The 25,025-nt window shown below is 32.3% G+C and carries 24 protein-coding genes; 18 read left to right on the plus strand and 6 right to left on the minus strand.

Features of this window, described 5'->3' with window-relative positions; all coding sequences use genetic code 11:
* Window positions 1–597, minus strand: coding sequence for a hypothetical protein (locus IW18_RS08040; protein ID WP_084607929.1), 597 nt, complete (start codon window positions 595–597; stop codon window positions 1–3).
* A 148-nt stretch (window positions 598–745) separates the two neighbouring features.
* On the opposite strand from IW18_RS08040, the gene IW18_RS08045 reads away from it, so the two are divergent.
* The 11 genes from IW18_RS08045 to ftsY all read left to right on the plus strand — a co-directional run bounded on the left by IW18_RS08045 (window position 746) and on the right by ftsY (window position 9,892).
* The gene (locus IW18_RS08045) at window positions 746–1,921 is read left to right on the plus strand and encodes a BamA/TamA family outer membrane protein (RefSeq protein WP_052480114.1); all 1,176 of its coding nucleotides are present in this window, start codon (window positions 746–748) and stop codon (window positions 1,919–1,921) included.
* 30 nt (window positions 1,922–1,951) lie between these two features.
* Entirely contained in the window at window positions 1,952–3,115 is a 1,164-nt protein-coding gene (locus tag IW18_RS08050) for a glycosyltransferase family 2 protein (RefSeq protein WP_041517081.1), read from the plus strand.
* An 84-nt stretch (window positions 3,116–3,199) separates the two neighbouring features.
* Window positions 3,200–4,513, plus strand: a complete 1,314-nt coding sequence (locus IW18_RS08055) for a dihydrolipoamide acetyltransferase family protein (protein WP_041517082.1) — start codon at window positions 3,200–3,202, stop codon at window positions 4,511–4,513.
* Between the two features lie 216 nt (window positions 4,514–4,729).
* Window positions 4,730–5,500 (plus strand): 3'-5' exonuclease, encoded by a 771-nt coding sequence (locus IW18_RS08060; RefSeq protein WP_041517083.1) that lies wholly within the window; start codon window positions 4,730–4,732, stop codon window positions 5,498–5,500.
* 93 nt (window positions 5,501–5,593) lie between these two features.
* Window positions 5,594–6,205, plus strand: a complete 612-nt coding sequence (locus IW18_RS08065) for a fumarylacetoacetate hydrolase family protein (RefSeq protein WP_041517084.1) — start codon at window positions 5,594–5,596, stop codon at window positions 6,203–6,205.
* Entirely contained in the window at window positions 6,205–6,549 is a 345-nt protein-coding gene (locus tag IW18_RS08070; protein WP_041517085.1) for an Hpt domain-containing protein, read from the plus strand. The genes IW18_RS08065 and IW18_RS08070 overlap by 1 nt, the downstream gene beginning before the upstream one ends.
* 221 nt (window positions 6,550–6,770) lie before the next feature.
* Window positions 6,771–8,024 carry a CinA family nicotinamide mononucleotide deamidase-related protein gene (locus IW18_RS08075; protein WP_041517086.1) on the plus strand — a complete coding sequence of 418 codons (1,254 nt, stop codon included), beginning with the start codon at window positions 6,771–6,773 and terminating at the stop codon, window positions 8,022–8,024.
* Window positions 8,025–8,095: 71 nt separating this feature from the next.
* Entirely contained in the window at window positions 8,096–8,332 is a 237-nt protein-coding gene (rpmB, locus tag IW18_RS08080) for a 50S ribosomal protein L28 (RefSeq protein ID WP_007805815.1), read from the plus strand.
* A 27-nt stretch (window positions 8,333–8,359) separates the two neighbouring features.
* Window positions 8,360–8,542, plus strand: a complete 183-nt coding sequence (rpmG, locus tag IW18_RS08085; protein WP_008253902.1) for a 50S ribosomal protein L33 — start codon at window positions 8,360–8,362, stop codon at window positions 8,540–8,542.
* A gap of 75 nt (window positions 8,543–8,617) precedes the next feature.
* The gene (locus IW18_RS22915; RefSeq protein WP_007805819.1) at window positions 8,618–8,770 is read left to right on the plus strand and encodes a DUF4295 domain-containing protein; all 153 of its coding nucleotides are present in this window, start codon (window positions 8,618–8,620) and stop codon (window positions 8,768–8,770) included.
* A gap of 168 nt (window positions 8,771–8,938) precedes the next feature.
* Complete coding sequence (ftsY, locus tag IW18_RS08090; RefSeq protein WP_041517087.1) at window positions 8,939–9,892, plus strand: signal recognition particle-docking protein FtsY; 954 nt, start codon at window positions 8,939–8,941, stop codon at window positions 9,890–9,892.
* A 259-nt stretch (window positions 9,893–10,151) separates the two neighbouring features.
* Here ftsY and IW18_RS08095 read toward each other — a convergent pair whose 3' ends face one another.
* Window positions 10,152–10,682, minus strand: a complete 531-nt coding sequence (locus tag IW18_RS08095) for a hypothetical protein (protein ID WP_041517088.1) — start codon at window positions 10,680–10,682, stop codon at window positions 10,152–10,154.
* Between the two features lie 512 nt (window positions 10,683–11,194).
* Here IW18_RS08095 and IW18_RS08100 point away from each other — a divergent pair.
* Genes IW18_RS08100 through IW18_RS08110 form a run of 3 tightly spaced genes read left to right on the plus strand, consistent with a single transcriptional unit; the run spans window position 11,195 to window position 12,410 of the window.
* Window positions 11,195–11,635 (plus strand): hypothetical protein, encoded by a 441-nt coding sequence (locus IW18_RS08100; RefSeq protein ID WP_041517089.1) that lies wholly within the window; start codon window positions 11,195–11,197, stop codon window positions 11,633–11,635.
* Entirely contained in the window at window positions 11,616–11,912 is a 297-nt protein-coding gene (locus tag IW18_RS08105; RefSeq protein ID WP_041517090.1) for a DUF721 domain-containing protein, read from the plus strand. Before IW18_RS08100 ends, IW18_RS08105 begins: the two co-directional genes overlap by 20 nt.
* Window positions 11,913–11,936: 24 nt before the next feature.
* A complete protein-coding gene (locus IW18_RS08110) occupies window positions 11,937–12,410 on the plus strand; it encodes a hypothetical protein (RefSeq protein WP_041517091.1) in 474 nt (157 codons plus the stop codon).
* A gap of 84 nt (window positions 12,411–12,494) precedes the next feature.
* On the opposite strand, the gene IW18_RS08115 is transcribed toward IW18_RS08110, so the two are convergent.
* The 3 genes from IW18_RS08115 to bshC all read right to left on the minus strand — a co-directional run bounded on the left by IW18_RS08115 (window position 12,495) and on the right by bshC (window position 16,211).
* Window positions 12,495–12,914 carry a nucleoside-diphosphate kinase gene (locus tag IW18_RS08115; protein ID WP_041517092.1) on the minus strand — a complete coding sequence of 140 codons (420 nt, stop codon included), beginning with the start codon at window positions 12,912–12,914 and terminating at the stop codon, window positions 12,495–12,497.
* A gap of 238 nt (window positions 12,915–13,152) precedes the next feature.
* Window positions 13,153–14,424: an acyltransferase family protein gene (locus tag IW18_RS08120; RefSeq protein ID WP_041517093.1), complete on the minus strand. Its 1,272-nt coding sequence runs from the start codon at window positions 14,422–14,424 to the stop codon at window positions 13,153–13,155.
* A 197-nt stretch (window positions 14,425–14,621) separates the two neighbouring features.
* Window positions 14,622–16,211: a bacillithiol biosynthesis cysteine-adding enzyme BshC gene (gene bshC / locus IW18_RS08125; RefSeq protein ID WP_041517094.1), complete on the minus strand. Its 1,590-nt coding sequence runs from the start codon at window positions 16,209–16,211 to the stop codon at window positions 14,622–14,624.
* 268 nt (window positions 16,212–16,479) lie between these two features.
* Here bshC and IW18_RS08130 point away from each other — a divergent pair, with 268 nt between their 5' ends.
* The 4 genes from IW18_RS08130 (at window position 16,480) to IW18_RS08145 (ending at window position 20,206) form a co-directional block, all read left to right on the plus strand.
* A complete protein-coding gene (locus IW18_RS08130; RefSeq protein ID WP_041517095.1) occupies window positions 16,480–17,757 on the plus strand; it encodes an MFS transporter in 1,278 nt (425 codons plus the stop codon).
* 107 nt (window positions 17,758–17,864) lie between these two features.
* Window positions 17,865–18,119 (plus strand): autorepressor SdpR family transcription factor, encoded by a 255-nt coding sequence (locus IW18_RS08135; protein ID WP_026984867.1) that lies wholly within the window; start codon window positions 17,865–17,867, stop codon window positions 18,117–18,119.
* A gap of 3 nt (window positions 18,120–18,122) precedes the next feature.
* Complete coding sequence (locus tag IW18_RS08140) at window positions 18,123–18,785, plus strand: SdpI family protein (RefSeq protein WP_041517096.1); 663 nt, start codon at window positions 18,123–18,125, stop codon at window positions 18,783–18,785.
* Window positions 18,786–18,826: 41 nt separating this feature from the next.
* Window positions 18,827–20,206, plus strand: coding sequence for an alpha/beta hydrolase family protein (locus IW18_RS08145; RefSeq protein ID WP_041517097.1), 1,380 nt, complete (start codon window positions 18,827–18,829; stop codon window positions 20,204–20,206).
* Window positions 20,207–20,263: 57 nt separating this feature from the next.
* Here IW18_RS08145 and IW18_RS08150 read toward each other — a convergent pair whose 3' ends face one another.
* Window positions 20,264–24,970: a T9SS type B sorting domain-containing protein gene (locus tag IW18_RS08150; protein ID WP_041517098.1), complete on the minus strand. Its 4,707-nt coding sequence runs from the start codon at window positions 24,968–24,970 to the stop codon at window positions 20,264–20,266.
* Window positions 24,971–25,025: the final 55 nt, after the last annotated feature.

The raw sequence follows: 25,025 nt of genomic DNA on the forward strand, positions 1-25,025 counted from the left end.
TTAGATCTGAACTATTACTGATTTAATTTCTAATGTTGCGCCGGAAACAGGATTGTAATTCACAAAATTGAATTTACAAAGATTATGAATATTTAAGATTTTGCCACTAACTAAACCATCTTGTTTAAAATCTGACCAGGGAATTTTAATCGTTGTGAATTTTTTTGGCGAAGGCAAAATATCAACTCTTGGGTGCGAACCACCATGCATACAACCAGTTCCTTCTTCATTTCCTTCACGGGCTTGCAGTTTTATTAAATGGGAAGATTTATAAGTAATACTTACGAATTTTGATTGATCAGATAAATTAGTAGGCGCACCATCATTTGAGTCTGAAGACGTAATTAAAACATTCAATTCAATCTCCCCAATCGGATTATTGTTTGCTGTAACTTTAATTATGCCTTCATTTTTGCGAGCAGCATTAATCATTTCCTGAGTTTCAACAGCTGGACCTGCAATATACCAAGTTGAGGTTTTTATGAGGTCTTTATTAGAATCCGTTTTTTGTGAAATAGGAATAAAACCAAATATAAAAAATCCCATAGTTAATATTAAAAGCAATAATCTACTTTGAATAAATATTGTGTTTTTCATGAAAATTTAATTTTGTTCAAAATCAAAAATAGGATTTTTTAGAGTTGAAAATGTTTTCGCTTTTTATTATTTGCAAAATGAGGTTTATTTTAAATTAAATTTTAAATTTGTAAGAAGTTGTTTCTTAAATTTTTATAATATAAAGATTATGAGGTATCTATTTGTTTTGTTTTTCTTTTTTCTAACCCCATTTTGTTATGCGCAAAATGATACTATTAGTAATGAGAATAAAAAAGATATTCTAGACGTATTATATAAGCTTTTTCATAAAAATGATTCCATACGAATAAATCCAGATAAAAAAGTAGCCTTTTCTTTGTTGCCTGTTCCAATAGATGCTAATAAAAGTGCAGGATTAGTTGTTTCTTTTCTGACAACATTTTACCTTGGAGACAGTAAAACTACAAAAATGTCTCAAGTTACATTTTCGCCTTATTTTAGTTTTACAAAGCAATACGTTTTCCCGATTCAAAGTTATATTTATACAAAAGACAATAGCTGGAATTTTATTGGAGACTATCGTTATATGATTTATCCACAACCAACTTACGGATTAGGCGGACACAACACAGATCAAAAAATGTCAACTTTAGATTATCAACAGTGGCGCTTTTATCAATTTGCAACTCGAAGAATAGTTGGTAATTTTCGATTAGGCTTAGGTGTATTATTAGATGATTATCAAAATATTTCGGAAGAGTCATATATAGACGACGAAACAGATTACTCCAAATATATGAATGGAGATTACTCTGATAAAAATTCTTTTGGAGTTGCGCTGCAAGGATTGTACGATTCCAGAGAAAACAATGTCAATCCTGAGCAAGGTTTATATGTTGAAGCCGATTATAGAATCAATACAAGTGGAGTAAATGGCGAAAAGTGGAAATCGATTTATTTTGACGCTCGAAAATACCACTCTTTCAGTAAATATAAACACAGAGTTTTGGCTTATCGGGCTTTTTACTGGTCAACTTTTGGCGGAAAACCTCATTATCTTGATTTACCAAGTATTGGTTGGGATCGCGATGGTAAAACAGGTCGCGGCTTTACCCGAAATAGATTTAGAAGCAATGCATTGATTTATTTTGAAACAGAATACAGAACGGATATTACTAGAAATGGATTTATAGGAGCCGTGTTTTTTACCAATATATCGTCAGTTTCAAAGTTAGATACCTACGATTTTAAAAAGTGGAATCCTGCCGTAGGAACCGGTTTACGCATTAAATGGAACAAGCAAAATAATAGTAATTTAGTGCTCGATTTTGGAGTTAGTAAAAACGATTGGTCATTACGATTAGGTTTGGCCGAAAATTTCTAACTTTCCAAAAAATCAATTCCTTTATTTTTCATGCAATTATCGGTAATTATTCTTAATTATAACGTACGTTACTTTCTGGAACAATGTGTTTTAAGTGTTCAGGAAGCACTTTCGACACTTGATGCAGAAATTATTGTAGTCGACAATCATTCGTCCGACGAGAGTTGTTTGATGATGAAAAATAAGTTTCCAAACATAAAATTGATAGAAAATAAAAGCAATTTTGGTTTTCCAAAAGGAAATAATATAGGAGTAGAACAAGCTAGCGGAAAGTATGTTTGTATTTTAAATCCCGATACAGTTGTTGCCGAAGATACCTTCACTAAAATTTTGGCTTTCGCCGAAAAACAAACGGATTTAGGAATTGCGGGCTGTAAATTAATTGACGGAACAGGAAGTTTTTTACCCGAAAGTAAACGCGGAATTCCAACGCCTTGGGTTGCTTTTACCAAAGTTTTTGGATTGTATAAAATTTTTCCAAATTGGAATCTTTTTAATCAATATTATGCGCAGCATTTAGAACAAGAACAAACTGGTAAAGTTGAGATTTTAGTTGGTGCTTTTATGTTGCTGAAACGCGAATTTTATCTTGAATTAGAAGGATTTGATGAAAATTGTTTCATGTATGCCGATGATATTGATTTGTCCTATCGCTCATTGCAACAAAAGAAATCAAACTACTATTTTCATGATACAACAGTTTTACATTATAAAGGAGAAAGTACTTTAAAAGATGAAAAGTATATGAAACACTTTCAAAATGCTATGAATTTTTTCTATCAAAAGCATTTTAAGAAATCATTCTTTTTTACATTTTTTATCCAGATAGGCACTTGGTTTTTCTCTTTTGTAAAAATGTTTCAGGGAAAAACGAAAGCAAAACCACGACCTGAAAGTGTTGTTTTTTACTCTTCAAATAAAATTTTGTCTGAAAAATTACCTCATATTTTAAAAAATAAAGTAGAGTTTTTAGATTTCAAAAAAGAAAAAATGGTAAATTCGTGCCAGGTTTTTAAGGGTAAAAGAGTTGAGATTATTTTGGATAATCAGTATGTTTCGTTCAAAAAATGTATCAAAATCATAGAAACTCTTAAAGATAAGAACATTACTTTTAAGATTTTACCCAAAAATACAAATTTTATTATTGGAAGCAATTCAAGAAATGATAGAGGGCAAATTGTAAAAATTGAGTAAAAAATTATATTAAGTGTAATTTATATCCAAAATATTCAGTAATTTCGCAATCAGAAAATCAAAATCATCCTTTAGATTAACAATATGGCAAGATTTGAATTAAAACTTCCAAAGATGGGAGAGAGTGTCGCTGAAGCAACTATTACCAACTGGTTGAAAGAAGTAGGAGACAAAATTGAAGCTGACGAAGCTGTACTTGAAATTGCGACTGATAAGGTTGATAGTGAAGTGCCTAGTGAAGTTTCAGGGATTTTAGTTGAACAATTGTTTGGTAAAGATGATTTAGTTCAGGTGGGACAAACTATTGCGATTATTGAAACAGAAGGTGATTCGCCGGTTGCAAAAGCAAGTGAAGAAACTGTAGTTTCTGTAGAAGTTGCTGAAATTGAAAAAACAATAGAAACAACTAAGGAGACAATTGCAGCTCCACAAGATTTTTCAGGATCGGATAAATTCTTTTCACCATTAGTAAAAAATATTGCTAAAGAAGAAGGGATTTCTGTTGCAGAACTTGAAGTTATGCAAGGTTCAGGAAAAGACGGTCGCGTAACAAAAGAAGATATTTTAAAATATATTGAAGATCGTAAATCTGGTGTTGTTGAAACTCCAAAAGTTGCTGCTGTCACTCCGAAAGTTGCAGAACCAGTAGTTCAAAAAAGTCAACAAGCAGTTCCGGTTTCTGTAAATGGAGGTGATGAAATCATCGAAATGGACAGAATGCGTAAACTGATTTCAGGATATATGACGGCTTCAGTGCAAACTTCGGCTCACGTACAATCGTTTATTGAGGTGGATGTAACAAATATCGTAAAATGGAGAGAAAAGGTTAAAACCGCTTTTGAGAAAAGAGAAGGTGAGAAATTGACTTTTACGCCAATTATGATGGAAGCTGTTGCGAAAGCATTAAAAGATTTCCCGGGAATGAATATATCTGTTGATGGTGATTACATTATCAAAAAGAAAAATATAAACTTAGGAATGGCTGCTGCTTTACCAAACGGAAATTTGATTGTACCTGTAATTAAAAATGCAGATCAGTTAAATTTGGTTGGAATGGCAAAAGCGGTTAATGATTTAGGAAACCGCGCAAAAGCAGGAAAATTAAAACCAGACGACACGCAAGGAGGGACTTACACAGTTACAAATGTGGGGACTTTTGGAAGTGTTTTTGGAACGCCAATTATTAATCAGCCTCAAGTTGGAATTCTAGCTCTTGGTGCAATTCGTAAAGTGCCAGCGGTTATCGAAACTCCTGAAGGTGATTTTATCGGAATCCGTCAAAAAATGTTCCTTTCACATTCATATGATCACAGAGTTGTGGATGGTGCATTAGGTGGAAGCTTTGTAAAAAGAGTAGCAGAGTATTTAGAAGCTTTTGATGTAGATAGAGATTTCTAAAATATTTAAAAATATAATCAAACCCGAAGAATTTTAATAATTTTTCGGGTTTTTTGTTTTGTAAGAAAAGGTTAAAGAAACGAACAGTAGCTTTCTGTAAGAACCGTTTTAAAAGTTAAAATCGCAAAATTGCCCCTGTTTTTGTTTAAAAAAATCAAGAATAAAAGAGGAAATTCGGCTTTAAAAATTACATTTGTAATCTTATAAAAATTTAAAATGGAACTCAAACTCAACAAACCAATTTGCTTTTTTGATCTTGAAACAACCGGAATTGATATCGGTAAAGATCGAATTGTAGAAATTTCGATATTCAAAGTTTTTCCAAACGGAAATAAAGAAAGTAAAACCTGGTTAGTGAATCCTACAATTCCAATTCCTCCACAAACTACAGCTGTGCATGGTATTACAGATGAAAAAGTGGCCAATGAACCAACTTTTGTAGAATTGGCACCTCAGGTTTATAATATGATTAAAGATAGTGATTTGGGAGGATTCAATTCAGATCGTTTCGATATTCCGTTATTAGCCGAAGAATTGCTTCGTGCCGGAGTTGATTTTGATATGAAAAATAAAGTTTCAGTAGACGTGCAAACTATTTTTCATAAAATGGAAGAACGTACCTTAAGTGCGGCTCTAAAATTTTATTGTGGAAAAAGTCTTGAAAATGCACACTCTGCAGAAGCGGATACAATGGCGACTTACGAAATCTTAAAAGCGCAATTAGATCGTTATCCTGAATTGGAAAATGATATGAAATCATTGTCTGAATTTACAACTAGAAAAAAAATAGCTGATTTTGCCGGAATGATTGCCTTTGATAAAGATAACGAAGAGATTTTTACTTTCGGAAAACATAAAGGAGCGAAAGTGGATAAAATTCTGGAAACTGAGCCGGGCTATTTCAGCTGGATTCAAAATGCCGATTTTCCATTGTATACTAAAAAGGTGCTAACGGCAATTAAATTAAGAAAGTTAAATACAAAATAAGGTTCTGAGCTACTAAGGTTCTAAGATGTTAAGTTTTTCTGCATAGTTTCTTAGAATCTTAATGACTTAGCAACTTAGCAACTTATATAAGAAATGAAAATCATTTGTATCGGTAGAAATTACAGCAATCATATTGAAGAATTGCAGAACGAGCGACCAACGGATCCGGTGGTTTTTATGAAACCGGATTCGGCGGTTTTATTGAAGCAACATCCGTTTGTAATTCCGGAATTTTCTGAAGAGATTCATCATGAATTAGAGGTAATTATTAAGATTAACAAGGTGGGTAAGTATATTGAGCCTAAATTTGCACACAAATACTACGATGAAATAAGCGTAGGTATCGATTTTACGGCCAGAGATTTGCAAGAAAAATTAAAAGCTAAAGGGTTGCCATGGGAAAAAGCTAAATCATTTGATGGTTCTGCGGTAATAGGAGATTTTTTACCAAAAAGTGATTATGTTTCTATGGAAAATCTTACATTTGAGTTGACTAATAATTCTGAAACAGTTCAAAAAGGAAATACAAGCTTAATGCTTTGGAAAATTGATGAACTTATTTCGTACGTATCGCAATTCTTTACGTTGAAGATTGGAGATATTATTTTTACAGGAACGCCTGCGGGAGTTGCCTCGGTCAAGCCAAATGATATTTTAGAGGGCTTTTTAGAAGATAAAAAATTATTCAGAATACAAGTAAAATAATGGCTTTAAAATACAACCTTTCGAAAGTTTATGCGCTTTCAGATAATGATCCCGAATTTGTAAACGAAATTCTAAAATTATTTGTTACAGAAGTTCCTGAAGATTTAAAACAAATCAAAGAAGGAATTAAGAAAAGAGATCATAAGTATGCTTATTCATATGCGCACAAAATAAAACCTACATTGGATTTAATGGGGTTAAATGTAGCTTTTGAGGAAATTCTGCAAGTCGAAGCTTGGACAAAAGCAGAAGGCAAGAAAAAAGATATTATCGAAACTTTTAAAAGTATAAAAGTGCAGGTAAAAGAAGCTATCAAAGAAATTAAAAAAGATTTTGATTTATAAAATCTAAACAAGGTTCAATTCTTGTCTTTTTATTTAAAGATAAGAATAGAGTAGTCTTGATAATTCAGGAAACAAATCTTTTTGCTTTAGAAAATTTCGTAAAACGTCTCCTTATATTTTGATAAGAAAGGCGTTTTTTTACTTCTTACGAAAATCAAAGCGATGACAACCTACTTTCTAATAAAGTCTTACGAATTAAGTAAGCGAAAAATTTTATTACTATGAAAGCAACTATTATTACAATTGGAGATGAAATTTTAATTGGTCAAATTGTAGATACAAATTCCGGATTTATTGCAAAATCGCTCGATCGTATTGGGGTCGAAGTTCATGAAATGATTTCAATAAGCGATGATAAAAAACACATTTTAGATACTTTTGCACAGTTGCAAAATAGGGTAGATGTTGTGATCGTAACAGGTGGTTTAGGGCCAACAAAAGACGATGTTACTAAGAAAACATTCTGCGAATATTTTGATGATGTATTAGTTGTAAATCCAGAAGTTTTGGCTCATGTAACCGAGATGATTGAAGGTTTTTATAAGCGACCAATTTCTCAATTAAATAAAGATCAGGCGCTTGTTCCGTCAACTTGTACTGTGTTGCATAATCAAGTGGGTACGGCGCCGGGAATGTGGATGAAGAAAGAAAATACTGTATTTATCTCGCTTCCGGGAGTTCCGTACGAGATGAAATATTTAGTAGAAGAAGAAATAATACCAAAGATAGTTCGAGAGTATAAACGTCCTTATATCATTCATAAAACTATTTTGACCTATGGGCAAGGAGAGAGTTTGGTTGCGGAACGTATTGAAGATTGGGAGAATAATTTGCCTGATTTCATCAAATTGGCTTATTTGCCAAATCCGGGTCGGGTACGTTTACGATTAACGGCTAGAGGAACTAATAAAGAAGACTTAGAAGAAGCTATTGAAGAAAATGTAAAATCTTTAGATGCTATAATTCATGATATTATAGTAGGTTATGAGGAGAATGAAACAATAGAATCTGTAGTTGGAAAAATTCTAACCAAACAAAATAAGACAATTTCAACAGCCGAAAGTTTTACGGGAGGTAAAATAGCTTCGATTTTGTCTGCTGTTCCTGGGGCTTCGAGTTATTTTAAAGGTAGTGTGGTTTCTTATGCAACTGAGGCGAAGGTTAATGTTCTCGGTATCTCGCAAGATTTAGTCGATCAATTTTCGGTAGTTAGTGCAGAGGTTGCCTCGGCTATGGCTTTGAATGTGAAAGAGATACTTAAAACAGACTATGCAATTGCGACAACTGGTAACGCCGGACCTACAAAAGGGGACTCAGATGCTGAAATTGGAGCAGTTTTTATTGCATTGGCTACTCCAAATGGTATTATTGTGGAAGAATTTAACTTTGGCCAACCACGTGAAAAAGTGATAGATAGAGCGACGATTAAGAGTTTAGAAATATTACAGAAAGAAATTTTAAAAAATGTGCAATAATTTTTTGCTACAATGGTTTATTTTTCTTTTCTTTGCACCCTGATTTTGAATAACGATAAAAGTAAAGTATAATGTCAAGAGTTTGTGACCTTACAGGTAAAAGAGCGATGGTAGGAAATAACGTTTCTCACGCTATGAACAAAACTAAGAGAAAATTTTCTGTAAACTTAGTTAAAAAGCGTTTTTATCTTCCAGAAGAAGATAGATGGATTACTCTTAGAGTAGCAGCATCTACGATAAAAACAATTAATAAAAATGGAATTTCTGCTGTTTTGAAAAAAGCGCAGTCAGAAGGATTTATCAAATAATCTTTTCCTAAATAAATATATAGCAAGATGGCAAAGAAAGGTAATAGAATCCAGGTAATTTTAGAATGTACTGAGCACAAGACTTCTGGTGTTCCAGGTACTTCAAGATACATTACAACTAAGAACAAAAAAAATACTCCGGATAGATTAGAGATTAAAAAATTTAATCCAATCTTGAAACGCGTAACTGTTCACAAAGAAATTAAGTAATAATTAGAGATTTTTATGAGTCTCAAATGGTATTGCCATTCGAGTTTTATAAAAGCTTCAAATAACATTTGAATCATGGCAAAGAAAACCGTAGCATCGTTACAAACATCTTCTAAGAGATTATCAAAAGCCATCAAAATGGTGAAATCTCCTAAAACTGGTGCATATACATTCGTAGAATCTATTATGGCTCCTGAAGAAGTTGATACTTTCTTGAAAAAGAAATAATTACAATCACATTATATAGAAAAGCTACTTTCATTCGGAAGTAGCTTTTTTATTTTTTATATTTGTCTAAAATTTAAAGAAACATTGCTAATTTTAAGTTTCTTTAAATATTAAGGATTATTTAGATTGTAAAATTGTATAATCTAAAAAACTAACAACCTATAAAAAATGAGTTTTTTTAAAAAATTATTTTCTACTGATAAAAAAGAGACTTTAGACAAAGGTCTTGAAAAATCAAAAACTACTTTTTTCTCAAAGTTAAGTAAAGCCGTTGCCGGAAAATCAAAAGTTGACGACGATGTTCTGGATAATCTCGAAGAAATTCTTGTGGCATCAGACGTTGGGGTGAATACTACGCTGAAAGTAATTTCAAGAATAGAAAAACGTGTTGCTGAAGATAAGTATTTAGGGACAGATGAATTAAACCAAATTCTGCGTGAAGAAATTGGTGCTTTATTATCTGAAACGAATACTGGTGAGGCAACCGAATTTGAAATTCCTAAAGATAAAAAACCATACGTTTTGATGGTAGTTGGAGTTAATGGAGTTGGAAAAACAACAACGATTGGTAAACTTGCTTATCAATTTAAAAAAGCGGGTTATAAAGTGGTTTTAGGTGCTGCTGATACTTTTCGTGCCGCAGCTATCGATCAGTTGCAAGTTTGGGCAGATCGTGTAGATGTGCCAATCGTGAGACAAAATATGGGTAGTGATCCAGCTTCTGTAGCATTTGATACTTTGCAATCAGCCGTAGCGCAAAATGCCGATGTGGTTATTATTGATACCGCCGGGCGTTTGCATAATAAGATCAATTTGATGAACGAACTTACAAAGGTAAAACGTGTTATGCAGAAGGTTGTTGCCGATGCTCCTCATGATGTACTTTTGGTTTTAGATGGTTCAACAGGTCAAAATGCTTTTGAGCAAGCTAAACAATTTACAGCTGCAACAGAAGTAACTTCTCTTGCTGTTACAAAATTAGACGGTACAGCAAAAGGTGGTGTTGTAATTGGTATTTCAGATCAGTTTCAAATTCCTGTAAAATACATTGGTGTTGGTGAAGGAATTGAAGATTTACAAGTCTTTAATAAGTATGAATTTGTAGATAGCTTTTTTAAATAATAGTATGAATTTTTCTTCTTTAAAAAATATAACGCCACTAACTTTTTATTTTGGCAGTATCATATGTTTTGTTTTGGCTAATGTAACAAAGGATAGTAGTTTGTCTTCTTACTATGTTTTGCTGGTTTTGGGTGTAATTCTTTTTTTTGTTGGAGTTCTAAAAAGACTAAGTTCAAAATAGAAATTGCTCTTTTGAATGGATTGTTTGTTAGGGTAGTTGTGTTCTGTGGTTGAAAGGTTTTGACTAAATGAAATAAATTTATTTGTTAAGTTCCCATTTTGTTCCATTTGAGAACATTACAAAGTATACTCTTGCTTTGATTATTTTATCGGCGTCTGTTGAGAAGTCTTCCCAAACTTGAGATCTTGTTTCTTTAGGTTTTAATAATATATTTGAGATGCCTCCACTTTTGCCTTTAATGAAAAAATTTCGACCACTCGCTGGTTTTTCGAATACATTTTCGCAATACCACTCAAATTTAATAGCTTTAATTTTTTTTGTGCTTACGTTTTTGTATATCAACTGAATGTCTTTGTGGTCTGAATATTCTGTATTCGATAGTTTGGATAAAATGATTTGTACTGGTGATTCTTTGGTGTTTAAAGTATCTAAAAAGCTTTTTTTTATGGAATCTGTGGTGGATAGCTTTTCCTCTTCTTTAATATGTTTTTGATCGAATTTTTTGAGAGTGATAAGATTATCTTTTTTTCTTGTATTGGTGTATGAAGCTGTTAGAAATAATACGATTAGAGTTATTTTTACTTTTTGAATTATTTGTATTGCGTTCATTTCAATTTTTTTAGGTGCCTGTTTTTTTTGCTTTTAGATTGTTTTTTAGGAAACTTATAATTTATTAATGGATTGTAAGTTGAATTCTAAAATGGTATTTAATAGTGGAAAAATAGACTTGATTAACTTGAAGTTAATTTTTGCGCAAAAGTCTTTTTTTTTAATCTATCTTATGGTCTTAAAAAGTTATAAAAGTATTATGATAGGTTTTTTATTTTTTTTATTTAGTTAAAGATTAGGTTGTTAGGGTTTTGTGTTTTGTGAAGGAAAGAATAATAGTTTATGTAAAAAGAATAATATTTTTTATTGTAGCGAAACATTTGTAAAAATGTTTAGATGGTTTTGCAATTTTTTTTTCTTTTGAATATTATAAGGTTAACTTTGTGTCACAAAATATTCTGTTGAAAAAGGGAGTTCTAGCCCTGATGGAACGATATCTTTTTTCTGGCTTCTTTAGACAGAAAAAGATAAAGTGGACAGCAGGTTTTAGCTCCTAATAAAAATTATTACTTATGAAAAACACTTTTATGATTTTGGTCTTATCACTTTTGATGGTGAGCTGTAAACAGAATATTAAACCTGAGGATATTGCAAAGTTAAATGGTTATTGGGAAATAGAAAAAGTGGTGTTTGACAAAGGTGAAGAAAAGGATTATGGAATGAATGAGAGCTATGATTTTTTTGAGATTAAGAATAATAAAGGAATTCGAAAGAAAGTAATGCCTCAATTTGATGGAACATTTTTGACTAGTGATTCTTTTGAAAATGTTTCGATTCGATTTAAAGACGATCATGTTTTTCTGGATTATAAAACGAATTACGCAAAATGGAGTGAGGAATTAATTTCGATTTCTGATAAAGAATTAGTTGTTAAAAACGATCAAAAAAAAGAATATCATTATAAAAAAGCGGAAGCAATAAACTTAATAAACAATGGCAAAAAGACTAAATAATCAAAGTACGATTGGGGCTGTTTTGCAACAGATTATTCAAGTGAATAAGCTAGGTGCAGGAATGGATCAGATTGATGTAAAAGAGGCCTGGAGACAGTTGATGGGGAATGGAGTAAACACGTATACAAAAAATGTGATATTGAAGGGGAGTACGTTGTATGTAGAATTGGGTTCGGCAGTTCTAAGAGAAGAATTAAGCCACGGAAAATCTAAAATCGTGAAGATGATTAATGAAGAGTTAGGTCGTGAGGTGGTGAAAGACGTTGTTTTACGTTAATATTTTTTTAAGTATTAAAAAAACATGATAACATTGAAATCCAGATTTAAATTTCTGCCAATTTTGTTAGTTTCCATTTTAAGTTTTTTTCCATTTTTAGCTCTTTACATATATACTATCACGCCAGGAGAAAGTGTGGCTTTTCCTTTATTAGTATTTATTATGATTGCTTATTTTTGGTTTGCTTTAATAAGAACTAGGGTTCATAAAGTATTAATTGAAAAAGACAATATAATAGTTAAACGTTATTATGGATTAGGTAAGTCTATAACTTATGACTTTAGCAAATTAGATGGATTTGTAGTTTTAGTCGAAAGTGGAAAACTTGGTGATTCTGAGTCTATTTTCATTCTTGAAAAAGGAAAAAGAGTTGCTTGTGTTTGTAGTTGTTATCTAAGTAATTTTAATAATTTAAAATTGGTTTTAAAAGAAAATTTAACTGATCTAGGGGGAATAAAAGGGCATGATAATGTTTGTGACTTTTTGAAAAACACATAAAAAAAATCCTGTTTGTATAAACAAACAGGATTTTTTTTATGTGTTTCTGTGACTGAAAACTGCCACTGAGACTGAAAACTGATATTAGAATTGCTCTCTTCCAGCAAAGTGAAATGCACCTTCGATAGCAGCGTTCTCGTCGCTATCTGAACCGTGTACTGCATTTTCTCCAATAGAAGTTGCGTATGCTTTACGAATAGTTCCTTCAGCAGCTTCAGCAGGATTTGTAGCTCCAATTAAAGTTCTGAAATCTTCTACTGCGTTATCTTTTTCTAAAATTGCAGCAACAATTGGTCCACGAGACATGAATTCAACTAATTCTCCGTAGAATGGTCTTGCAGCGTGTACTGCATAAAATTCTTGAGCGTCAGCTACAGTTAATTGAGTTAATTTTAATGAAACGATTTTGAAACCTCCATTAGTAATCATTGCTAAAATGTTACCGATGTGTCCGTTTTGAACAGCATCTGGCTTAATCATTGTAAAAGTTCTATTTGTTGCCATTTTATTGCTTATTTTTAATTTTGTGCAAAAGTATACTTTTTTTATGAATTGATTTTAATAAATTCATAATTAAAACGATTGAAATTGACTTTTACTGAAGAAAAATATAAACTTTTCTCACTATATAAGTGATATAAGTTCATTTTAGCCAAGCTATTGGTTAACATAATTTGCCAAAAAAGAAGTAGAGATACCAGCGGGGGTATCTCTACTTTTATATCTTATATGTTAAAAACTTCTAAACCTTAAAAATGAGTTTGTTTTTATAGAAAATCCATAAAATAAAGGTCCATATAGCAACATAAACCAGTGCTCCGGCAAGTGATGCTGTCATTGGGTTACTGAAAAATGGTGCAATTCCAAAATGGTACAAATAATTTAATAGATTGATTTGAGTTTCGGGATTTTCGGGATTTTTTAGCTGAACCATTACTAAGGCTTGGGGGATAATCTGCGAAAAGAAAAATACAATCATAGGATTTACTCCCCAAATTAGAAACAACTTGAATCCTTTTTTGTATTCTGCAATATCAATTACATAGTATAAAAAAGCTAAACAAGTAGTAGCTAATCCGGTTGTATATAGAACATAACTGCTAGTCCAAAGGGCTTTGTTTATAGGGAAAACAATATCCCAAAGTAAGCCAAAAAAGATAAGTATCGTACCAATGATACCCATTTTTTGTGCTTTTTGAATTTTGATTGTGTCCGCTTGTAAAACCTGACCAATTAGTAAGCCAATGATTCCATTTACGATTGACGGAATGGTACTTAAGATTCCTTCGGGATCCCAGGTGATACTTTCGCGATACATGTGCCCTCTAAGTAAAATGCTGTCTACGTAAGAAGCCAGATTGGTTCCTTTATCTAAATTAGCAGCTCCAATTCCTGGAACTGGAATTAAAGTTATTATTGCCCAATAACCCAATAATAAAACTATTCCAGTTATAATTTGAGTTTTACGTGTAGTTTTTAAATACAATAGTGAAACTACAAAATATACAATTGCAATTCGCTGTAGAACCCCTGGAAGGCGAACATCGTGATAAGCTTCGATACCACTATAAGCTAAAAATAGATAAATAAAGAGAATTGAAAAAGCGAGAATGTTTTTGACTTTTGAACTAAAATTTCCCATTAAGGCATAACCAACTGCAATGGTAATGATTAATCGGCCGACAAGAAGTGGTATTCCGTCAAGTCCAAAAAGTTGTATTTTTGCAAAATAGTTAAAGAAAATCCCCAAACAGAACATTCGTAACGAACGAACGAGAATTTTGTTAAAAGTGGTACTTTCCCAAGTTTTGGTTGGCATTGCCAAAGGAACGGCGACCCCCATAATAAAAATAAAAAACGGAAAAACTAAATCGGTTGGTGTACAACCATGCCATTCTGAGTGTAATAAAGGTGCGTAAACATGTCCCCAATCTCCAGGATTGTTTACAATAGTCATTAATAAAATCGTTAATCCTCTAAAGACATCTAATGATATCAAGCGCTCTCTAATCATAATTTTGATAAATAGGTTAATTTTTGTTTTAAAATGTTGCTATTTGGTTTAGAGAGGCAATAATTTCAGAAGGAGGTGGTTATTTGTTTCTGAAGATTATTGCTTTATTGTTTTTTTTTGTGACGAATTGCACTAATTTACACGAATTCTTTTACTTGTTGAAAGTAGTGAAAATTTGAGTAATTCGTGGCAGATACTTATATGGTTATGATGTTAAAAATATTTTCTAATGGTCTTAAATTTTGAATTAAAAGCGGAATCAATTGTTCGCCTTTTTCTAAATAAAATTCTGAAAAATTAGTTTGGCGTTCTTGTAAACTTTGATTTGGAAACAATTCTCCTTGTAAATCAACAACACGCTGCAGCTCATTTTCTAATTTTCGCTTTTGTGCTTTTAATAATCTTTTCTCCAGATTGTCTAAACCTTTTTTCTGTTTAACTTCTTGTGCTTTTACAGCTCCGGTAAATGATTTATCCGTTTGTGCTGCTAATTCGTAAAGGTATTCAAATTGTTTTTCTAACGCTTCTTTTTGAGGTGTTAAATCAATCGGGAATGAGGATAATTTATGTGTGATCTCGTTTATTAAATTTGCTCGTTTTGTAAATAAATCTTTCCAGTTCAAACCCAATTTGTCAGCTTTTTTTGCTTGCTTTTCTGTGTTTAAAAGTACAGAATTGCGAACTAAAAGTATTGGGAAAGTAATGTTTACGGCATCAAAAAAAGATTTTAATTCTAACCAATAGGCAATTTCTCCGCCTCCGCCAATATAACATAAATTAGGCAGAATGATTTCCTGATACAGCGGACGCATTATTACGTTCGGACTAAATTTCTCTGGGTTACTTTCTAATAATTTTAGAATTTCATCTTTAGAAAATGATGTTTTAGTATTGTTAACGTAGTATTTATCGTTTTCAAAAATAATTCGTTCACGCAAATTATCTTCGATATAGAATAAATTGATTTCGCGTGGATTTACTTGAATGGTATAATTACTTAATTGTTCAATAGTTTTTTGAACCGTTTTAAATGAAGTTTGATGCTCTAATTCTTCTTTTATAAAAGGAACAAAGGCACGTTTCAAGTTAGCGTCATCAGCATCAAGAATTACTAAACCATAATTTGTAAACAAATTATTGGCTAGATAACGAGTTGCATCAGCAAGATTATCGTGTTTTAAATAAGCATCTTTAAAAAAGTTTTTTAGAACATTGGCATTGGTGCTTGATCCTAATTCTAATGAATATATTTCAAAGAATTCGTCTAAACCTTCGGTAGAAAGTCTTCCAACCGGACCAGAACTTTCCTTGTTCCATCTGAATTTTTTTCCTTTAAAATTAAAGTAATTGATCTCTTCAAAATCATGGTCTTCTGTTGCCATCCAATAAATTGGAACAAAATTATTAGCAGGATATTTTAATTTTAATTCCTTAGTCAGATTTATGGTCGAAATGATTTTATACAAAAAATACAAAGGGCCACTAAATAAATTTAATTGATGACCTGTTGTAATTGTAAATGTATTAGGAAGCGATAGCAACTCAATGTTTTGCTTGGTCGAGTCAGAAATTTCGATATTTTGGTATTGTTTTTTTAATGTTTCAACCAGCGGAATACGGTTTTCATTATCAAAGTTTGCCTGTTTTTCGTTAATCTGTTTTTCAAAGTTTTCCAAAGTTGGAAAATGATTGTATAGCGATTTTAATTCTGGTTTTTGATCTAAATAATCTTGCATTAACTTAGAAAAATACCCTGAGGTTTGATAGCTGATACAGTCGGTAGGCATAATTTTGAATTTATTTTTAGTAGCTGTAAATTTAATGAAAATATGGAGTTAAAAATGTTTTTAACGATTGCTTATGATTTGATTTTTAAATTTTATTTTAAAGTTCGTGTAATCAAGTTTTTAATGTTGATTTGTTTAGGGATGAAAATAAAATGAAAATTTGGAAAAGTTGTTAAAAATACGTCATCATTTAAAAGTATTTATTCTAAAGATGAATTATTATCAATGAAACTCTATTTTTGCAATTAAAAAAGATATATCTATTTACATGGAAACTAACCCGAAAAAGAAGAACTCATTAAAACATGTTCTTTTTGGCTCCTTAATAGGGACTACAATTGAATTTTTTGACTTTTATATTTATGCCAATGCTGCAGTATTGGTTTTTCCGCAATTATTTTTCCCTGGTTCTAATTCTACTATAGCGACTTTAGAATCTTTGGCTACTTTTTCAATAGCTTTTTTATCACGTCCTTTAGGTTCTGCTTTTTTTGGACATTATGGAGACAAAATTGGACGTAAATTTACTTTAGTTGCTGCTTTATTAACGATGGGTATTTCTACCGTTACCATTGGTTTTTTACCAAGTTATGCTAGTATTGGCGTTGCTGCGCCATTATTATTAATGCTTTGCCGTTTTGGTCAGGGAGTTGGTCTGGGAGGCGAGTGGGGAGGAGCTGTTTTGCTTGCTATAGAAAATGCTCCACCTAATAAACGTGCCTGGTATGGAATGTTTCCGCAATTGGGTGCTCCAATTGGATTATTACTTTCTGGCGGAACTTTTTTATTGTTAACTGATTCGATGAGCAATGAAGATTTTATGAATTACGGATGGAGAATTCCGTTTATTGCCAGTTCACTTTTGGTAATTATTGGATTTTATATTCGAACAAAAATTACCGAAACGCCTTCTTTCGAAAATTCTAAAAAAGAACAGGAAGAAGTGAAAGTTCCTTTTTTAGAACTTGTAAAATCGTATAAGAATCAACTGATTTTTGGGACGTTTGCTGCGATTACAACTTTTTTGGTTTTTTATTTAATGACTGTTTTTACTTTGAGTTGGGCAACGTCAGATTTAGGAATTGTTAAAAGAGACGGGCTATTAATACAATTATTTTCGGTATTGTTTTTTGCTATTTTTATTCCGGTTTCGGCTGTTGTTGCTGATAAAATAGGACGTCGCAAAATGCTAATTATAGCTACAGTGGCTATCGGGATTTTTGGATTTTTCTTCTCTTACTTTTTAAGTTCAGGAAATATTGTTTTAGTGACCACTTTTGCCTGTATAGGAATGGCTTTAATGGGATTTACTTATGGGCCATTAGGAACTTTTTTATCAGAGCTGTTTCCAACAAATGTTCGTTATTCCGGAGCATCCTTAACTTTTAATATGGCAGGAATTCTTGGTGCGGCATTTGCACCAATGATCGCAATTTGGTTAGCTTCAACTTACAGTGTAAGCTACGTAGGTTTGTATTTAACCATTGCTGCATGTATCTCTTTATTTGCATTTTTAGTAATTAGCAAAGAGGAGCATAAGTTTTAAAGTTTTGGTTTAAAATAAATTTTCTGAGAGGCTTTAATTTAAAATTAGAGCCTCTTTTTTTTTGCTAATTAAAAAAGTATTTAGATATTTGTCTAAATATATAAATGATGAATGATATTTTTAAAGCCTTAAACGATGCAACCCGAAGAGAAATTCTAGAACTTTTAAAAGAGAAGGATTTATCTGCGGGAGAAATTGCTGATGCTTTTAATATTTCGAAACCCAGTATTTCGCATCATTTGGATATTTTGAAACGTGCCGATTTAATTACTTCAGAAAAAAACGGGCAATTCATCATTTACTCCATCAATACCACCATAATGGAAGATGTTTTGCAGTGGATACTAACCTTTAAAAAATAAAAAATGAATTTAGAATTAAAAAAAGAGCTTCCGATTATCGGAATTGTTATGATTCCGTTTGCGTATTTGGCATTTATCTGGAACAGTCTTCCAGAAAGAGTTCCCATTCACTGGAATAGTAATGGACAAATTGATGATTGGGGTAGTAAGGCTTTCTTAGTTGTATTGGTATTTCTATTACCGGTTTTGACTTATGTAGTAATGTTTGTAGCTTCAAAATTTGATCCTAAAAATAGGATTTCTTTAATGGGAAGTAAGTTTTACCAACTGAAGTTTTTTATGGTATTGTTTATGTCTTTACTGGCGTTGTTTATTTTGTATGTTTCAAAAAATCAATCAGTATCAAATCCTAATTTAATGTATGTTTTGGCAGGGATTTTAATAACAGTTTTGGGGAATTATTTTAAAGTGATTCAGCCTAATTATTTTATCGGTATCAGAACACCTTGGACATTAGAAAGTAAGGAAGTATGGAAGGCTACACATGCATTTGCAGGCAAGCTTTGGTTTTTTGGAGGTTTGTTAATTATTCTTGGAGGACTAATTTTTTCAGGTTTTATTTTTGCAAAAGCTTTTGTTGTTATTGGAATTACTTTGGCGTTTGTTCCGGTTGCATATTCCTTTATTAAATTTAAACAATTAGAGAAAAAACAAGATAAATTGTAATTCTCAATCATCACTAAATAATATTATTTATTTCAATAAAAATGATAAAAACAATACTTATTATAATAGCGGTTCTAACGTCTTATTTTGCAAGCGGACAAGAAATTTTAGGACAATGGAATGGAACTTTGAATGTGTCCGGCACTTCACTAAGAGTAGTGTATCATATTAATAAAGCAGAAAATGGCTATACAGCAACTATGGACAGTCCAGATCAGAATGCCGTGGGAATTCCGATTCAAAAAACGACTTTTGAAAATTCAGTTTTAAAATTAGAAATTCCAAATGCTCAAATTTCTTATGAAGGGACATTAAATAAAGACAATATTATTGTTGGGAAATTTACGCAAGGCGGAAGATCTCTAGAACTTAATTTAGCTAAAGAAAACTTATCTAAAGAAAGTAGTGCAAAACAAGTTTATGTAAGACCTCAAGAACCACAAAAACCATATCCGTATTACACAGAAGATGTGAAATTTGAAAACAAAACAGATAAAGTTGTTTTGGCAGGAACGCTATCGTTACCCAAAAAAGAGGGTAATTTTCCTGCTGTAATTTTAATAACAGGAAGTGGCAAACAAAATAGAGATGAAGAAATGTTGGGGCATAAAGCATTTCTGGTTTTAGCTGATTATTTGACACGAAAAGGAATAGCAGTATTACGTTTTGATGATCGTGGTGCTGGCGAATCTACCGGAGATTTTTCAAAAGCAACTACTCTTGACTTTGCAAAAGATGTTCAGGCTGGAGTTGATTATTTAAAAACGAGAAAAGAAATTAATAAAAATAAAATTGGTTTAATTGGTCATAGCGAAGGTGGTCTAATTGCTCCAATTGTTGCAGGAAATTCTACCGCAATTAACTTCATTGTGTTATTGGCAGGGCCGGGAATTCGCGGAGATAAATTGTTATTATTGCAAAAAGAATTATTAGAAAAACAATATGGAGCTGCCGAAAGTGACATTCAGCAAGGGCAGGAAAATTTTAAGGGTGCCTACGATATTATTATCGCTTCGGCTGCAAATGATGAAAATTTAAAAAATAAAGTAGATAATTACTTTAAGTCAAAATACGATGAGAATGTTTCAAAATCATTAACGGCACAAATTACAAATAACTGGATGTATACTTTTTTAAGATTAGACCCTGCAACGATTTTACCCAAAGTAAAATGTCCGGTTTTAGCCCTTAACGGAAGTAAAGATTTACAAGTACCGGCAGAAATTAATCTGGAAGCAATTAAAAAAACGTTACTTCAAGCTGGAAACAAAAAGGTAACAATAAAAGAACTTCCTAATTTAAATCATTTGTTTCAAGAATGTAAAACAGGTTCGCCTTTAGAATATGAAAAAATTGAACAAACTTTTTCGCCCATAGCTTTAGAACAAATATCCAATTGGGTTTTATTACAAACCAAATAAGATTTAGAAATGATATAAAAAAAAATAACCGCAAAATTTACTTTTGCGGTTATTTTTTTATCGTTTCAAACTAAAATGACCTCTAAATTCGGTTCCATTTGCTCGAGTAACCGTAAACCAATAATCGGATGCAGGTAAATCCTGTCCAGTATAAGTTCCGTTCCAAGAAGTATTTTTGCTTAGTTGTTTAAGGAGTTTTCCATAACGATCATATATCCTGATAGTGCTATTTGGTGCCAAATAATCAAAATTAATAGACCAAGTGTCGTTGTAACCATCATCATTTGGAGTGAAAAATTTAGGAAAAGGAAGTTCATCAACTAAGTTAATACAATCTTTATGTGTAGCATCAAGAATATTTATGGTAACAGGAATTCTGTCGCTTTCGCAGTTATTTAAGGTTTGAGTACCATAATACGTAATTCCGTTTTCTAGCGGAGTTGATTCCGACAGAGCAATTGTCGAAGAAGCACTTTCGAACCACTTTATATTTTGCCCTATAATATCTATATCATTAATGGAAACATTTTTCTGAATACAAAATGCTTGCGGTGAATCGGCAATTGGAATTTGAGTATCCTGAATTTTTACAGTAATGGCAAATCGTGGGCTTTCGCAATTATTTAGTGTTTGCGACGCGTAATAAATGTTGTTCTGCAATAAAGTTGTTTCAGGTAATATATTCCCGTTTGTTGGCGCATCGTACCATTTAATAGCTGTTCCGGTCAAAACAATGTTTTCTAAAGATGCAATTTCGTCAATACAAAATTGTTGTGTTTTTGAACCTGTTGGTAATGGCGGGAAATTTGTGAATGGATTTATTATAGCTCTAGTAGGATCAGAAATACATCCGTCTGAGTTTTTTACTCTAATGTCGTAATCACCAGGGATTAAATAATCGGAAATTTTTGCTGTTGTCCAAGTCAAACCGTTATCAAAACTGTAATTTGAAGAATTTGAAGATATTGTTATTTGCCCCTTTAAATTGGAACAATCGGGTTGTGAAATACTTATTTCCGGAGGATTTGGATAATCCAGAGGCGATTCAATTTTAATGCTAACAGCATTTGATTCGCATCCTGCAGCGTTTTTAGCCTTTAAAGAATACGTTCCAACCGCCAAATTATCTGCAAAAGTATTCGTTGTCCAAGTTTTTCCCCCATCAAAACTATATTCAGAAGCCAATGATGTTATTTTAATTGAACCAAAAGGATTTACACAACTTAGAGGTTGTGCAACCGTAGTAACAGGCGATTGTGGCGCATTAGGTGGATTGTTAATAATGGTTTGTGTCGCATCAGAAATACAAAGGCTTCCAACTTCTTTTGTTCGTACAAAATAAGTTCCTGGAATTAAAGGTTGTGATGTTGCATTTTTACTCCATGTTTTACCATCGTCAAAGCTATATTCTCCTTTGCTTGCATTTACAATAATAGATCCTGTAAGATCACAGCCAGAAGGTTGTTTTGTTGTAATTTGAGGTGCAGTTGGAATCGCAACTTGCTTAATAGTGGTCATACAGCTTGGTTCAGAAATACAGTCTTCAGAATTTTTAATCCTTAAACAATATTCTGTGTTTTCTTTTAAGTTAGTCGCAACAGGATCATTAGTCCAGGTAAGCCCGTTGTCAAAACTATAAGCAGATGCCGGAGTATCAATTTTAATGACTAAACCTCGTGGTGAACCGCCCTCGCACAATGGTTGCTCTGAACTATATGAACTAATTTTGAAAGACACATAGGTATTGATTTTTACAGAAGAAGCATTAGAAATACATCCTTTATCATTCTTTATTTTAACTAAATAATCACCAGGTAAAAAATTACTTTTTGAATTTTCTGCCTGCCAAGTCAAGCCGTTATCAAAACTATATTGTGAAGCAGTTGTGTTTATCGTTATTGTTCCCGTTGATGTAGCACAAGTAGGCTGAACAGATGTAAATGATGGTGCATTTAAAATATTTGTAGAGTTTAAAACCACTTCTGTGGCTTCTGACGGGCAAGCAAGTGCACTTTCTTTTATTCTAACAAGATATGTGCCTGCCTCTAAATCTGGTGACTTTGAGTTTGTTCCCCAAGTTAATCCGTCGTCAAAACTATACAATACTGCAGAAGTAGTTATGGTAATGCTAGCATCTTTTGTACCACAATTACTTGGCGATACAGATGTAATAGTTGGTTTAGATGGAATTCTAGGAGCAGATTCAATGTAAATAGAAGTACTGCTTGATTCACAACCTTTATTATTTTTGATCTTAATATAATAGTAATAATTGTTTTTGATTAAGTCTGAAAGTACAGGATTAGTGGTCCACGTACTTCCATTGTCAAAGCTATACAAATCAGATTTTGTCGTTATTGTAATACTTCCCTTGGTTTTGCAGCTAGGTTGAATAACTTCATAGTTGGGCGATGCCAGATAACTTGAGTTAAGATAAACCCAAGTACCTCTAGATTCACAGCCAAAACTGTTTTTAATTTTTATATTATAACTATCAGTTGATAAGTTAGATTTTATAGGATTTGTTGTCCAGGATTGGCCTCCATTAAAACTATAAAAATCAGCTTTAGTAGTTATTTCAATACTACCAATATTTCCACAATATGGATTTACAGTATTAAATTTCGGATCAGGCAAATAAAAGTTATCCAAATTCACATAATGATATGTAGAAGAAGTACATCCTATTTCATTTTTTATCATGATATAGTAAGTTCCAGCTTTTAAATTGGATGCTGTCGCATTTGTTGACCAGGTTTTTCCATTGTCAAAACTATATTCAGTAGCACTAGTAGTAATTGTTATAGATCCACCAGTTTCGCATGTAGGCTTTGTAGAAGTGAATGAAGGGTTTGGCAAATAAAAATAATCAAGGCTAACAAATTGAGTGTATGAAATACAACCGGAATCATTTTTAATGATAATTTCGTAAACTCCCGGTAAAAGATTTGATGCAACAGGATCTTTAGTCCAAGTTTTACCTCCATCAAAACTAAAATCAGAAGCCGTCGATGTTATTTTTATTGTTCCGCCTGTACCACACAAAGGTTGCGAACTTGTATACGAAGGATAAATAGGAATACGGTAAGGTTCAACACTAGCATAAGCAGTATTTGACTCGCAACCATTATTGTTTTTTATTTTTATTCTGTAATAACCACCTGATAAATTTGGAAGAACAGGATCATTAGTCCAAGTATCACCATTGTCAAAACTATATTGATCGGCAACAGTAGTTACAGATATCTGTCCAGCTTTTCCGCAGGTTGGTTGAATGATTTTAAAGACCGGATTATCTAAATATTTTTGATAAATCGAAGAATACTGTCCTGAAGACTGACATTCAGTAGCATCTTTTATCTTAATTAAATAATTACCCGGTTCTACATTGTCTTTCACAGGATTTGTTGTCCAAGTCATTCCGTCATCAAAACTGTATTGAGTAGCAATAGCAGATTTTATTGTTATAGAGCCTTTTCCATCACAAGTTAAAGGTTGAGTTGCAATTACTTCAGGATAATCAAGCATTTTTGGAGGTAAAAGACTAACCCCGCTAGATAAAGAAATACATCCATTAAGAGTTTTTATTTTAATACCATATTCGCCTACTTTTAGGGCACTTTTAGAAGCATCATTTTGCCAGGTTAATCCATTGTCAAAACTATATTCAGAGCCAGGAGTTGTTATGGTAATAGTTCCGCTTGGTGTTACACAATTGGGCTGAATAGTGGTATAAGTTGGACTCGGAATTATATTGTTTATAGTAAAATTTCGGCTAATCAAACAATTACTATCATCAGTTAGTTTAACAGAATATTGCCCTAGATTAGTATCAACAGAAGCAACTTTGTAGAAATCATTAGTAGCTCCAACAATTGCGATTCCGTTATGATACCATTGGTAGGTTTTAGTAGGATCTGCAGCTGTTGTTAAATTAGCTTTTAGAACCAAAGTATTGTCACAAAAATTTCCGTTTTGAGTAATATTTATACCAAAAGATTCCGTCGTGTTTAAAAGTAAATTATCATATAAGAAATAAGGAAAAAGCCCACTGCCAGACTCCGGATAAGAAGCAGGTAATTTGTCTGGAGCTCCCAAAATTATGGCATTTATATCTGTTTTAGGAGTAAAAAATATAGTAATTTCCCCCCAATTAGGAGATGAGCTATAAGTAGTATGACCAAGTTCTACCCAAGTTGGATCAGCTGAAGTTGGACCTCCACTTGTTTGAATAGGCAAATTATCCCCATTTATACAACCAAAAAGTGTCAAATTAACCGGTTCATATTTATCATTTGTTAATTTATACTCTCCATTTAGAGATAACGCGGCGATATTAAGAGTAAGCTGATAATTTACTCCCGCCTTCATAGGAGATAACAATGTAGACCCAACATATTCCTGGAAATCTTTTTTAAAAATAGCCCCAACTATTCCGTTTCCATCAGGAAAATTATCCAATCCGGCAGTTTTGATACCCGGTGCAATTAAACCACATTTATTAAAGTAATCTGTAGTTGCGCCACTAGCTTGAATCCAGGGAGTTGCAAGATTTAATTCAGAATAACTTTTAGGGCACTTAGCATATACTTCAAAAGATGGATTTGGAATTATAGAATTTATTGTAGAATTATTACAAATGCAATCCTCGTCATTTAAGTCAATTTTTCCATCGCCATCATCATCTATTCCATTATTACAATTTTCTTGGGAATAGCTAAATACAGAAAATAATAAAAAAAGAATAAATAAAGTTTGCTTCATATACTTGTTTTGGATTGTAGCAAAAGTAATTAATTATCTATAAAATAAGGCGAAA

It is taken from the genome of Flavobacterium hibernum (assembly GCF_000832125.1).
Taxonomy (GTDB): domain Bacteria; phylum Bacteroidota; class Bacteroidia; order Flavobacteriales; family Flavobacteriaceae; genus Flavobacterium; species Flavobacterium hibernum.